Raw genomic sequence first — 13,849 nt, forward strand, 5'->3', positions numbered from 1 at the left:
ATGTACAATGCTATTCCTGTTTTGAACTGCACATGATTTAGTCACAAGGAGGAGGAAGTTACGCTTGAATACATCTTATGAACAGCATGTGGAATATCCGAGCAGGAAACGAATGGCCTGGATTACGGCAGGGGCAGCGCTTTTTGTGAGTGCCGGATTCTTTCTGATGTTTGACCGATCTTCAGGTGCAGGTGCTTCCATCATATCCAGTGTTCTTGGTCTGTTATCTGTCCTCTTCTTTGGCATATGTTTCTTCTACAGCCTGGTAAAGATGATCCGAAAAGAACCTTCCTTTGTCATCAATGAACAGGGGTTTGTCGATTCTTCTTCTTATACCTCAGGCGGGGCAGTAGCCTGGAGGGAAATTGAACATATGTTTATGTACGAGCTGATGGGGCAAAAAATGATTGGGGTTAAACTGCAGGATGAGAAAGCATTTATGGAGCGTCATAACGGGATGAAGCGCAAGCTGATGACGGCAAATAGCCATATGGTGGATGCAACCATCAGTATTGCGCAAAGCAGTATCACTTTGCCGATCGACGAACTGTATCTTATGATGATGAATCATTGGCAGCATGGTAAGGGAGGCAGCATACATGTTTTGAACAGGAGGAAGCAATAAAGAGTTGGGGAAATAGGCCTCCTAATCCGTAATAGCCTTTTTCAATTAACATATAAGCTTAGAGGGCAGGTCTTTGAGACCTGTTTTTTTTATTGCGCTCGGATGATGCTTCAAAACGGGCTTTACAATACTAAATCACTAGTGTACTATGTAACTAACACACCAATACAGAAAGGAGCGAAAACATCGTGCCTATCGAATTTGATAATAATTTACCGATCTATCTGCAGATCATGCAATACATCAAACGTCAGATTGTAACCGGAGCCCTCAAGGCAGGGGATAAAATTCCTTCGGTTCGTGAACTGGCTGCCGAATTGCAGATTAATCCAAATACAGTACAACGTACGTTCCAGGAGCTGGAGCGTGAAGAAGTCGTTGAAACGAAGCGGGGCTTGGGCAGATATGTGACAAGTGAGGAGAGGAAGATCATGATGATCAAGAAAGAAATGGCCGGCGAATTGCTGGATCGTTTCCTGACCGGGATGCAAGAGCTTGGAATCGAAGAGCAGGATATTGTGTCCATCGTGACGGACGCTTTGGCAGAAGGTAGTCAGGGGAAAGGGGAGAAGACACATGAGTAACATTCTTGAACTTAATCAGGTCAACAAGACATATGGGCGTAAACAGGCGTTGCACAATGTCTCCCTGAATATTGCTCCAGGACGAATTGTAGGGCTCCTAGGCAGCAACGGAAGTGGAAAGAGTACACTGATGAAGCTGGTCGCAGGTTTGCTGCATCCCGCTAGCGGTAGCATTCAGGTTACAGGTAAGGCGATTGGACTGGAGACGAAGTCATTCGTTTCATTCATGCCAGATCGTCCGTTAACGGAAAAGTGGATGAAGGTGCGTGATGCGATCGCGTACTACCGTGACTTTTATGCCGATTTTGATGAAGAAAAGGCACGGGAGATGCTGGAGTTTATGAATCTAGCAGCGGATGAGCGTGTTAGTCATTTGTCCAAAGGTATGAATGAACGGCTGCAGTTAACACTGGCATTGTCTCGCAAGGCACGGTTATATTTGCTGGATGAGCCGATCGGCGGCGTTGACCCGGTAGCCAGAGACAAAATTCTGGATGCGATCGTTAAATTTTACGACGAAGACAGCAGCCTGATTATTTCCACACATCTGGTAAATGATATTGAACGCATTTTTGATGAAGTGGTCTTTATTCGGGAAGGCAAGGTAGTTATGCATGAGGAAGTCGAGACCATCAGGCTGAAGCATGGAAAGAGTGTAGATGAGATGTTCAAGGAGGTCTATGCAGAATGATGACATTGTTGAAGTATGATTTTAGAAGAAGCTGGAATACCCTGCTGGCAGGGTTAGCCATCCTGATTATTGTTCAACTGGGTCTGATGATTTTTGTGTCATCCGGTATCACTGCAAATGTGCTAGGCATCATGGCATATGTCGGAGCAGGAGCAGCCATCTATGTGAAAATGATTAAAACCTATGCGGCCAACATCCGCTCCTACAATCGTCGTCTGATCCCGGTCACGGGTATGTCTCATGTGTTATCACCTATCATTTTTGGTGCGCTTTGCGGATTGGGCCTGCTGTTGCTTGGTTTCGTCCACATCTGTCTGTATGCCACAATGAAACTAAAGCTGAGTTTGCCAGTGTTTTTTGATGTAACGAATTTAAGTATTCCAGAACTCATGAGTACATTGTTATTTACAGGCTGGATTGTTCTGTTTATGACGATCATGATCTTTTTCTCCATCAGCGTGGCTGGAACGTTCCGCTGGAAAACAGGCCCATGGATCGGGATTGTAACGTTCATTGTTCTGATTAACCTGCTTAGCTGGTTGGAAAATGTTATTTTTTCAGGAAAGTTCAGTCCGAATGATCTGTTTCAGTTCACCGAAGAAAGCACAGGCATCTCATTTTCAGCCAACGGTGTTATATGGGCGGATGGACGGTGGGGGACCACGGTGTTTGAAATGGCACTTGCTGCGCTTCTCGTATGGGGTATGATTTATATGAACACGAAAAAAGTGGAAGTCTGATCCCTTCTTTAGCAAAAGAAAACAAGATGGATATAACGGGTGGCGGAGCTGCTCGTTTTTTCTTTTGGCAGAAATGATGGGATATATGCACCCTATTCCAGTTTGAATACGTAAATTTATGTATAATAACTGCGAATGGGTAATTGAAGATGGATTCGCCTGATGAGCCTCTTTAGACATTACAACATCGGGAAGGGGAGAGCGATATGCAATTGTACTTCAGAGATAACTTTTTCAACGCCGGATATACTGAAATTTTGAATGCCGATCAGGAGCGGGCAGGACACCTGGATTTGAAAAGTGTATTTGGATCATCACTTGATGTATCGGATGAAAATGGTCTGGTCTGCAGCGGCAAATTCCGCATGTTGACCAATCGCTGGGACGTGACCGCATCAGATGGCACACATCTGGGGTTGCTGAGAGCAAGATTCAGCTTTTTTAGCAAAAAGTATGAGTACGATGCGGGCTCACGTGGCATCTATGATGTATCTGCCCCGGCATTTTCGCAGGAATATGATGTAACTGACGGGGCGGGCCGTGTCGTAGTAAGCTTCCGCCGTACCAGTGGTTGGTTTAGCTCAGGGGCATTTGTGCTGGATAATCAGTCAGAGCATCTAGACACGTATGAGTTGGTTGCTGTGGTCATGGGCGTGCACGCCATTAACAAAAGACGAAGAGCAGCCAGTAGTAGCAGTGCTACGTAGATCGGAAATTAAGGACGAAATGAAGTGATTGATCTGCTCCAAACCGAAGGAGTAACGGTCAGGTCAATCGCATCCTAATCGCATTTCGTCCTTTTTGCTGTATATCTTTCATCATATCGGATGAAATTGCCTAGTTGTTGAGCCAATTGTTTTAGAGCTACTTTCTATGCTAATCACCTTGCGCAGCCGTTTCATGGCCCAGCTGTTTGGACTCGGAGTCCGCATATCGTGCCAGTACCTTGGCAGCAGTCTCGGACATGCGCTCCTGCAGAGCCGAATGATCGATGATGCGAACACGTTTACCGAGAAAACGCATCTTGGACAACACGTAATCGACCTCGTTTCGCGGAACCGTCAGCAGAATACGGTATACATGGTTCGCTTCGTTATATTTAACCTCTCTCTCAAAGCAGGAGAAGGCATAGAGAATACGGGACAACTCCGCATTGAACTCAGGTAAAACCTCGATCGTGATCGTCGTTTTACGTTTCTCCGTGATCAGGGCGATGCTCGCTTTGTAGCGTGATGCGGCCTCCGGTTTAATGGACCTGCTCTCCAGCTTGGTGATGCTATGCAGCTTGGTGGACATTAACCTTGCAAAGTGAGGGGCATACCAGAGCACATACCATTCCTTTTTGACCATGGAATATTCCAGCTTATACGGGAACCCGAACTGCTCCTGGCTTGTGCGTCCGCTACGGATACGACCAATCATTTGAAACCCCTCACCGTTCAGGATCATCTGCCGTAACGGCCTCAGCAGGGGATGAGAGACACTGCTCTCTTCACTTTTTGCTTTTTCCGTGAGGTAATCTTGCAGATTCAAGTGCTTTTCCCCGTCCAGCATATGGTTTAATTTGGTCAACGTTGTCGGGTTTAGCGCTTCTTGTGCAGCCGGATGTTCGATCATCATACGGAGCCAGGCTCGTTCCTGCGAAGTCCAGGTGAACAGTCCGGTTTCATTCAGTCTCGTCATGATCTGGTAGTTGAACATCTTCTCGAACAGGTTCATAATACGCCGCAATCTCCTTCCATTCTTCAATCATTTCCTCACGCAGCTTACGCGGAGCCAGAATCTCACAGCTTGAGCCAAAACTGCGTAGCCAAGGTTTGATCTCTGTTGTACCGTTGACCTGAATCTCATACAAAAAGCTATGATCCGTTTCGGGTGTAATGGTTCCCCATTGTCCCTGCAGCCGGACGCGATCCAGAATAAAGTTGCGCTGACCATCTCCCGGGTGGAAAAAGCGTGCTTGCACCGTCACGGTGCGGCCTGTATCAACAAGCCAGCTGTACCGGCTGATGTCGGCCCATTCTCTTTTCAAAGCCAGCATATGCTCTTCTTCAATAGGTTGAAGCTCCTCCAGCTGGGTAATGCCCTCCATACGAAACTTCACGAATCTCCGCCGACTCTGATAACCGATGACATACCAGCGCCCGTACTGGTGATCATAAACGACTTCAATCGGGATGATCCGATTGGTGCTTCCGCCAGCTTCGCGTTCGAATTTCGGGTTCGTATTTTGCGAGCTGTAGCTGGACGGTTTCTTCGGCGAAAAATACTGGAACTGCACTCGTTTGCGTTGCCGAATTGCCCCAAGCAGGGGGTACAGATGAGCCTCGTCCAGAATGCGTGAATAATAATGATACTTATAAATATATGGCTCCGTCGCTTCTTCTTGCGGATAACTGGCTTTAATTACTTTTTTCATACTATCCCGCAATAGATATCCTTGCACCGATGGAACCTGTGTGTTCGCCATCATATCAACGAAGTCGTATAACTCCAGCTGTTCTTCCGGGGTGAGCCGTGTCAGCACGTCCTGCTGTAACGAATAACGATAAGGACGTCCGCCCGGCTCTTTACGAACGACACCCACTTCCTCCAAATACTTCAGATCCGAACGGATTGTTTTCTCATCCGGCAGGGCCAGTTCTTCCGGCAAATCGGCGCAGCAGGCATCCAGTAATTCCATCGCGGTCAGCGCGGAGTCTTGAAGGGTATGTAATATGACGGACAAGCGCTCCACTTCGGTTTCTTTCATGGATTTGGCGCGAAAAAGAAATAGTAGCAGCGGCTCGGCAGACTCGCCGTACTGGAAACGGGCAAGGTCGGTCATCTCTGAGCCCATTTCACTGTCTGTGTGCTGATCGGTCAGGCTCTGGCGAATGTCACGCAGCTTGCGCTGTGTTTTATCAAAGGTATGTACAGAAATGCCAAGTCGTTTGGCATACTGCTGACGGTTATATGCGCCACTGGTCAGAGACAGCATTCGCAGAAACTGAATCTCTTTATCAAAGCTTTCTTTAGCCATAGCTCTCACTCCTGATTGGACTGTGATCTTTGTATTGTATCAAGATAAACGTCTGCTTTCATGGCAAAGTTGCTATATCTCGCTTAAATCCATGTCATTTCAATTCAACTTACTACCATTCACTTCCCTCCAAGTTACTGCAACTTACTCTAATTCACGGCAAGTCGCCATACTTTCACCATGTTCGTGGTTGAGGGTTTCCATGCATAATAAGGATGTGAAGCGGGGCGGTGAATTAGCTCGGCTGATCTGATTTCCGAGGCGCCTGGGAGGGTTACTTCGACTGTTAATCGACCAGGTCGTTGGTTCGAATCCAATCGCCGCCGGTTATGGCGGTGTAGCTCAGCGGTAGAGCAGGTAAAACCTTCCCCCTTTTTCCTCGGAAAGTTCTATAAGAAACGAAGAAACGTTAACCAACAACGTTAGATTCAGAAGCTATTACCCAAAGCGTTTATGAAGATAATCAAATGTATCGCATAGATGAAGCACAGCATTTTACCCGAAGGGAGGTTACGTGTGATGAGTAGAGCCAAATCATTATTTAATACACTTCAATCTGTAGTACATAATCATGATGGATATGCAGCTTATGAGCGATTGGTCGAGGAACAATATATACAGATGTTGACGACGAATACGCTGAACAATACGTTTTATGCGGATGAACAACAGCTGATGCATGAAGCGGGGAGCAGCCATCAGGAGATGGCGGAACTGGATGCAAACTTCATGGCGAAGGCTTTGGTATATGCTCGGAATGAAGGCTTCATGCGGCTACAGCCTTTGTATGGGCTCGCAGTATTGTCCAAGATTAATTCAGAACAGTTCGCACAGGTTTTCTCTCATGTGGTGAAGACGCCAGCGGATCTGGCCGATTTTCTGACGATCCTTAGAGGAAGCGGGCGGGGAGAGGGAGGACGTGCAGTGAAGCGTCAAGTCAATCAGTTTCTGAACGAAATCAGCGAATACTGGGCGATCAAATATAATGGACGAGGGCGTGGGTACAGTCTGGGCGATATGATCGTCACCGCACATCCCAAGCCGAAGGATGAGAGGCAACAAGCCTTATTCCGTTATTTGCGGGGACATGAGACCAGTCTGGTGGACCTTCCGCAACTACAGGCACTGGAGAAACTGAAAACGACACGTAACCCTGCCAGTCAGCTCCACCAGATTGAAAAAGGGAAACTGCCGTATTCGGTCGTGACCTCGATCCTTCAGCCAACGCGTCCGATTTGGGAAGCTTTGATGCTCCAGATGCCGATGTTTGCGCTCCTGCGTCACTTAAATGCGATGGATCGTGCCGGAGTTTTTGCCAAAAAGAAAAATATTGCTTACATCACACGTCGTCTGACGGATGCCGAGGCACTGCGTCAATCGCGGATTTTGCCTTTTCGCTTCGTCAAAGCATATGAGATGGTGGAGCGGCCAGAATTCCGGGAAGCGTTGCAACAGGCCGTGGAGCTGTCCGTGCACAATTTGCCACGGTTACCGGGAAGAACAGCTATCTTTCTCGATCGCTCAGGCTCTATGCAGGGAGACTACTTACGTATCGGTTCGGTGCTTGCACTGGCGCTATACAAACAAACGCAGGGCAACTCCTTGTTCTGGTTGTTCGATCAACAGGTCGAAAATGCCCGCCCCAAGCTGGACGAGGGTATTCTGGCGCAGGCTAATCGGATTCGTGCACAAGGCGGAACCGATACGGGAAGACCTGTCCGAGAGCTAAGAGAGTCTCAAGAGATGGTGGATCGCATCATTATGATTACGGATGAGCAGCAGAATGAAGGAAGTCCATTTTATGCCGAGTTAGAACGTTATCGACGCGCCGTGAATCCGGGGCTGCAGGCATTCATTGTAGATATTACCCCTTACCGGCAGGCCATGGTTCCGCCGCGGGATGGTCAGACTTTTTACATCTATGGCTGGAGTGAGGCAGTATTGACATATATTGCAGAGACAGCAACCGGATATGAGACGATTGCGGAGCGTGTGCGAAAAATTCAATTATAAATCGAGGTAGAAAAGGAGGAAAACAGGGATGAGCAATGTAGATCAGGCGATGAGAGACATCATTGCGAGGCAACTCGCGCAGATCGAGCAGGAGGAGCAAGTTCGCATTATCTATGCCTGTGAGTCAGGCAGTCGGGCATGGGGATTTCCTTCGCAAGACAGTGACTACGATGTGCGTTTTATTTATGTCAGACCTTTGGAGTGGTATCTGTCGATTGAAGACCAGCGGGATGTGATTGAACGTCCGATCAGCGACCAGCTGGATATTAACGGATGGGATATACGCAAAGCATTGAAGCTGTTTCGGAAGTCTAACCCGCCGCTGCTGGAGTGGTTACAGTCCCCGATTCAATATGATGAGCAGTATAGCGTAGCAGAGCAGATTCGGAGTCTGTCACCGCTGACGTTTTCACCGAAGTCATGTATGTACCATTACCTGAACATGGCTAGGGGAAACTTCCGTGATTACTTGCAGGGCGAGCAGGTGAAGATCAAAAAATACTTTTATGTGTTGCGCCCGTTGCTGGCCTGTGGCTGGATTGAACGTTATGAAACCATGCCGCCGATGGCTTTTGACAAACTCGTTGAGACCTTGGTTCCAGCGGACACATCCCTGTATACGGAAATTCATGATCTGCTACGCCGGAAAAAAGCCGGAGACGAACTGGATATGGAGCCGCAACTTCCAGCCATTCAAGCTTACATTACGGCTCAAATTGCACATGTAGAGCAACTGGCTACGCAGATTCAAGGACAAGCGACTGTGGAGATTGAGGTCTTAAATCGGATATTTCAATCAGCTGTACAGGAAGTTTGGCAATAAATAAATAAATGAATTAATGGATGGGATTAGAACTCACAAAATGGGTTGAAGATCAATGAAAGGAGGAGAAGATATGCATTTGATTCTAAAAGCAAGTGGAGTGAACGCAGGGGTCGTATCCCACCTGCTCGCCAAAAATCCGAATAATGTGTATGACCGGACAGATAAAGGTGTGCGTGTTCGGATGGTTTACACCAAAGCGAGTGAGGAAGAGACGGAGGTGTTGATTCATGCCGAGCCTGATCCGGTCGATCTCGTTAGAGGCACGCCGGATGGATATGATATCACACAATACATCAATGACCGGGAGTTTGTGACCAGCAGTTTATTCTGCTCTTACATACGGAATGCGCTGGGCACAGCTCTGAATGGCAAACCGAAGGAAGACTATGTGCAGTGGGTGGATCATGCTTTTGAATTGGAGCTGAAGTTTGGCCCGGTTGCCTCTGATCTGCCTGACCGTGTGGTGGAGGAGCTGTTCTCCTGTTTGGGATATGACATTACGGTGGAACGGGGAGAGTCGGCGTATTCGTTTGACCTGAAAAATAGAAGTACGGTTCGTCACATCACCCTGCGAGGTAAACAAACGGTACAACAGGCTTTACGTCAGCTATTTCTGCTGATTCCCGTGCTGGATAACTACAAGCATTATTTCATCAGTGAGGATGAGATTGATAAAATCAACCGTTACGGTGAGGGCTGGTTAGATGTCCATCCGCTTAAGGGACTTATCGTTAGGCGTACGCTTCATTTTGCCGAACTGATTCGGACGTATGAACGTCAGCATGGCGCGTTGGATGATCAGCCTCTGCGAGTAGGACAGCAGAGAGGAGAAGCGCAAGGTGATCAGAAGGGAACATTAAAATCGAAATCGGATCAGGCGACAACTGAAGAGGTAACTGTAGATTCATCCGAAACACCTGTGCGATTAAATGATTTACGTTACCGCGCGATCACAGACATTGTGGCTTCGTTACCTGAAAAACGCCGTATTGTGGACATGGGGGCAGGTGAGGGAAAGCTGTCTGCACGTCTCGCTTATATCTTGGGAGTGGAATCAATCCTTGCTGTTGAGCCATCGGGTCAATCACGTTTGCGGGCGATGGAACGTTTCGCCAAAATGCAGGATCGGGCAGGGGTTCAGGCTATGCCGGAGCCGATGCTCGGTTCTCTGTTTTATTTTGACGAGCAGCTACAGCATCAGGATGTCATGATCCTATGTGAAGTGATTGAGCATATTGAGGCATATCGTCTGAATGGCATTATGGAAACGATTCTGAAGGAGTATCGGCCACAAGTGCTACTGGTTACTACTCCGAATAAGGAATATAACGAAGTGTATGCGATGGAGCAAGAACAGTTCCGTCACCATGATCACCGTTTCGAATGGACACGGGAGGAATTCAATGGCCGATGTGCGGAGTGGGCAGAGAAAGGCAATTATGATTACGAGATCAGGGGTATTGGTGAGGAAAAGGAAGGCTACGGACAGCCGACACAACTGGCGATGTTCACACGGGGAACGGAGGAGCATGTATGAGAAACGAAAGGCAGAAAGGTGCGGGTGATCACCATCGTTCGCACCACGGAACAGATGGAGTGCAGCGACAAATCGAAAGCGATACGCAGGATAGACAGCGAGAGATCCGACTGCCGCATGCAGGCATCGTAGTGCTGATTGGCCCTTCAAACAGTGGAAAGAGTACGCTGCTTGCAGAGCTTGTGGAAAAGGATGTCATCCGCGCTACCGAGGTCGTCTCGTCCGATCAGTTCCGCATGCTGGTCGGGGACGACGAGTATGTGGAATGGAGGCATCGGCCCCGTAGCGAAGCGGATGTTCTGTATGCTGATTATCAGCAAATATCTGCCAAAGCATTTGAAGCCATGGAAGCCATGCTCGCCACACGTTGCCGTCTGAACAAGCTGACCTGGGTGGATGCGACTCATCTGTATACCGAGGATCGTGGACGATTAATCGAGCTGGCACGCAAATCCCATGTCCCCATTATCGCGGTAGTACTGGATGTACCGGAGCATGTACTGCTTGAACGTGACGAACAGCGTAAGCATCCGCGTGGCCGTCAACGGGTAAAACAACAGGCACAGCAATTCAAGCGTACGCTGCGTGCGATCCGTGATGAAGGGTTCGATGCCAGTTATGTGCTGAAGCATCCATATCCTGTGACCTTTGTACGCACAACGAATCCGTTGATGTTAGACATGGGAACGGGAATTGATATCATTGGCGATATCCACGGTTGCTATGATGAAATGATGGAAGTTATTCAACGTCTGGGATACGTCGCTGAACAGGAAGATGGCCTGATGCGCCATCCCGAAGGACGGAAGCTCGTTTCTGTCGGGGATGTAAGCAGCCGTGGACCGGAATCGTTAAAATGTTTGCTTTTCTGGCAACAACACTGTGCCGCCGGTCTTGCTTATATGGTTGACAGTAACCATGGCTGGAAAATTGCACGTTATCTGGACGGCCGTGATGTCACCTTAAGTCACGGGGATGAACGGGTGGAAGCTGAATTGCTTCAGCTTGAACAGGAGCGAGGTAGTGAAGAAGCCGCAAGGGTACGGGAATTGTTGAAGCATTTTCTGCTGAATGCACCTGCTCATCTGGTGTTTACACGGAATGAGGTAAGACAAGTGGTCGTCGCCCATGCCGGGATACGGGATCATTTTATCGGCAAGCAGTCGAAACGCATTCAGGATTACTGCCGCTATGGAGATGTGGAAGGAACGGATGAGAAGGGTCGGCCCGTACGTAAAGACTGGTACGTGGATCATACGTCCGGTGAATGCATTGTCTGGGGGCATGATCCAAGGCCATATCCTACAGTTGTCAATGATACGGTGAATATCGATCAGGGGGTTGTGTTTGGCGGTATGCTCACCGCGTGGAGAATGCCGGAACGGGAGAGTGTTAGCGTACCGGCGAAGCAAGACTATGCCCAAGATCCAGACAGTCCGTTGAAACGCTGGAATCAACAACGGTTTGCACCGCCCAACATCCGCAAGTTCAAGGACGGTTTTACCGTTCAGACGGGTTCGCGGCTGAATGTCGCTGTGCAGGGAGAAGTGGCGCAGACGGCACTGGATACCTTTTCTCATTTTACGGTGCCACTGGAGGAACTCGTCTATATCCCGCCAACGATGAGTCCGCCGCCGGGTGAATGTTCGGTAGAAGGTTATATGGAGCATCCGAGAGATGCGTTCCGTTATTATCGTTCTCAGGGCGTGACCCGCATGGTAGCAGAGAAAAAACATATGGGCAGCCGAGCGATACTGCTTCTGTTCCGCGACGAACAGGCTGCATCGCAGCGAGTAGGCAGACCGATGTTGGGGAGCATCGTGACACGTACAGGCCGATCCTTTTTTGATCCCGAGACAGAACAGAAGGTGCTCATCAGATTACATGCGGACTTGACCGCAAGTGGTTATTTCGAACGGTATTCCACCGAATTTGTATTGCTGGATGCAGAGATTGTACCTTGGAACCTGAAAGCGCGGGAGCTTATTGCATCTCAATATGCGCATGTCGCCGAGGCAGCGCTGATGGATCGTAGCGTTGTGGTGGACAAAATTCGCGAGGCTATGAGCGCGGGCCGCCACGTTGCGGACTGGTTGCAGGAAACAGAGGTTAAACTGGCGAATGCGAAGACATTCCGGGATGTGTTCCAATATTATTGCTGGGACGTGCAGGATATTGCAGACATTCGCATTGCACCGTTTCACACACTGGCTCACAGTACGGGAACGTTCTGGGAGCGCACACAGGAGTGGCACATGCAACAAAACCGTGAACTGGCTCAGTTGTCGTCGCTGATGATGGAAACGGAGTATCGGATCATAACGGATGAGACGGATGAGGAAGAGGTCATTCGCTGGTGGGTGAAAATGACGGCTGAGGGACATGAGGGGATCGTCATTAAACCCGAAACATTTCGGAGCTGGAATGGGAACAAAATGATGCAGCCTGCGCTCAAAGTCAGAGGACGTGCCTATCTGCATATCATCTACGGCATGGATTATTTGGCTCCTGAGCATGTATCCCGTCTTCGTAAACGTAAAACGTCCAAAAAGGAACGGCATGCACTGCTTGAAAGTGCTCTAGGCATGGAAGGGGTTGAACGTTTCGTGCGGGGAGAATCCATAGAGCGGATTCATGAGTGTGTGCTTGCCTCTTTATCGCTGGAATCGGAACGCGTAGACCCGCGTTTATAGGTCTAAGAATCGAAGTGTTATTGGACACGTTGTAATATGACATTCTGGTCTGTGCAGATCGAGTTTATAGAGTAACATGGCTCATAGACGAGCTTGAAAAGGAATGTAATTGGATGATTTACCATCCTGTTACATTCCTTTTTTTGCGTTGTTCCGTTTTAACGGTACATACCGTTTGTTCTTCGCTTTCTTTCTTTGTTTGGTGAAGCCTGGTGTTGATGTTTTTGTATAAATAGCACCTTTGCATGCACCGATAGTAATGGTGAGTTTTCCAATAAAAGGACTCAGAAAGGAAGCGAAGAAAATGTTTAAACGCGTAGAAAATGAATTGGAGTTTGCCATGTTCAACGGAATATGGACAACAGTTTGGAACGAGAAAGGTTTTGAGTTTGAGTTCTCAGAGGTGTTTCTGGAAAGATATGTGGTCGTTACGGAGGAAGGTCATTATGTAGGTTCAATTGAAATCAAACCTTATGCCAGAGAGAGTTCCATGAACGAAATTGGCCCCTTTCTGGAGCACCCAGTGATTCAGGCAGAAATGGGGCACATTGCAGAGATCGATAAACTGGCTATTTTGTCCACCTTTCGGGGCCGATATGTTGCTGATTTATTATCTGCGATCGTTCATTATGCAGAGAAGCACCAGATTAGTTATTATGCCATGTTACTAGAGCCGGTGCTGATGAGAGCCTTGCGTATCTCTTACCATGTGCCGATCCAGAAAGTCGGGGGAAGAGTATTTTATAAGGGGGAGGATGTGATTCCGTCTATTGTGAACGCTCGGGAAGTATATATGAATAAGGAACGGTTTACATGGCTCATTGATCCAAGACATAATATGATAAAAAATTACAGATAAATTCATATAACAACATTAATTCGACAATTTATTTATTATGACTAATGTATAATCTCATTGCCGACCAGCCGTTTAATCTAATGTTATCCTGCCTGGTAGTTAATTGAGGGTGCGGATCAGTTTAAGACCTAAGTGCTTATCTCAATATATATTTATCTTTATGATATAATAGCGAGTTGAGAGTAGGAAATTTAATTTTGGGTGCGAACGTTGTTTATGCTTAAAGAAGTATGGGGTTAAACTCTGAGAGAAATGATAG

General features: G+C 47.8%; 12 protein-coding genes and 1 tRNA gene. 11 read left to right on the forward strand and 2 right to left on the reverse strand.

Annotated elements, in window-relative coordinates; translation table 11 throughout:
- Positions 1–64: 64 nt before the first annotated feature.
- The 5 genes from FS818_RS15925 to FS818_RS15945 all read left to right on the forward strand — a co-directional run bounded on the left by FS818_RS15925 (position 65) and on the right by FS818_RS15945 (position 3,347).
- Positions 65–625, forward strand: coding sequence for an STM3941 family protein (locus FS818_RS15925; protein ID WP_145333133.1), 561 nt, complete (start codon positions 65–67; stop codon positions 623–625).
- 188 nt (positions 626–813) lie between these two features.
- Positions 814–1,209, forward strand: coding sequence for a GntR family transcriptional regulator (locus FS818_RS15930; RefSeq protein ID WP_090917783.1), 396 nt, complete (start codon positions 814–816; stop codon positions 1,207–1,209).
- Positions 1,202–1,900, forward strand: a complete 699-nt coding sequence (locus FS818_RS15935; protein ID WP_145333134.1) for an ABC transporter ATP-binding protein — start codon at positions 1,202–1,204, stop codon at positions 1,898–1,900. The genes FS818_RS15930 and FS818_RS15935 overlap by 8 nt, the downstream gene beginning before the upstream one ends.
- Positions 1,897–2,640, forward strand: coding sequence for a hypothetical protein (locus FS818_RS15940; protein ID WP_145333135.1), 744 nt, complete (start codon positions 1,897–1,899; stop codon positions 2,638–2,640). Before FS818_RS15935 ends, FS818_RS15940 begins: the two co-directional genes overlap by 4 nt.
- A 206-nt stretch (positions 2,641–2,846) precedes the next feature.
- Positions 2,847–3,347: an LURP-one-related/scramblase family protein gene (locus FS818_RS15945; protein ID WP_145333136.1), complete on the forward strand. Its 501-nt coding sequence runs from the start codon at positions 2,847–2,849 to the stop codon at positions 3,345–3,347.
- A 169-nt stretch (positions 3,348–3,516) separates the two neighbouring features.
- Here the strand turns inward: FS818_RS15945 and FS818_RS15950 are convergent, their stop codons facing one another.
- Both FS818_RS15950 and FS818_RS15955 read right to left on the reverse strand, forming a co-directional pair.
- On the reverse strand, positions 3,517–4,359 hold the full coding sequence (locus FS818_RS15950; RefSeq protein WP_145333137.1) for a WYL domain-containing protein: 843 nt from the start codon (positions 4,357–4,359) through the stop codon (positions 3,517–3,519).
- The gene (locus FS818_RS15955; protein WP_145333138.1) at positions 4,307–5,662 is read right to left on the reverse strand and encodes a helix-turn-helix transcriptional regulator; all 1,356 of its coding nucleotides are present in this window, start codon (positions 5,660–5,662) and stop codon (positions 4,307–4,309) included. Before FS818_RS15955 ends, FS818_RS15950 begins: the two co-directional genes overlap by 53 nt.
- Before the next feature lie 226 nt (positions 5,663–5,888).
- Between FS818_RS15955 and FS818_RS28810 the strand changes: the two genes are divergently transcribed.
- From FS818_RS28810 to FS818_RS15980, 6 genes are all read left to right on the forward strand, one after another.
- Positions 5,889–5,988: transfer RNA gene (locus FS818_RS28810), tRNA-OTHER, on the forward strand.
- Positions 5,989–6,181: 193 nt separating this feature from the next.
- A complete protein-coding gene (locus FS818_RS15960; protein ID WP_145333139.1) occupies positions 6,182–7,675 on the forward strand; it encodes a TROVE domain-containing protein in 1,494 nt (497 codons plus the stop codon).
- Positions 7,676–7,703: 28 nt separating this feature from the next.
- The gene (locus FS818_RS15965) at positions 7,704–8,498 is read left to right on the forward strand and encodes a nucleotidyltransferase domain-containing protein (protein WP_145333140.1); all 795 of its coding nucleotides are present in this window, start codon (positions 7,704–7,706) and stop codon (positions 8,496–8,498) included.
- Between the two features lie 73 nt (positions 8,499–8,571).
- Positions 8,572–10,038: a 3' terminal RNA ribose 2'-O-methyltransferase Hen1 gene (locus FS818_RS15970; protein ID WP_145333141.1), complete on the forward strand. Its 1,467-nt coding sequence runs from the start codon at positions 8,572–8,574 to the stop codon at positions 10,036–10,038.
- On the forward strand, positions 10,035–12,731 hold the full coding sequence (locus FS818_RS15975) for a polynucleotide kinase-phosphatase (protein WP_145333142.1): 2,697 nt from the start codon (positions 10,035–10,037) through the stop codon (positions 12,729–12,731). The genes FS818_RS15970 and FS818_RS15975 overlap by 4 nt, the downstream gene beginning before the upstream one ends.
- 304 nt (positions 12,732–13,035) lie before the next feature.
- The gene (locus tag FS818_RS15980) at positions 13,036–13,590 is read left to right on the forward strand and encodes a GNAT family N-acetyltransferase (protein ID WP_145333143.1); all 555 of its coding nucleotides are present in this window, start codon (positions 13,036–13,038) and stop codon (positions 13,588–13,590) included.
- The last annotated feature ends 259 nt before the right edge of the window (positions 13,591–13,849 follow it).

The sequence above is a fragment of the Paenibacillus xylanexedens genome (assembly GCF_007680605.1).
GTDB lineage: Bacteria > Bacillota > Bacilli > Paenibacillales > Paenibacillaceae > Paenibacillus > Paenibacillus xylanexedens_B.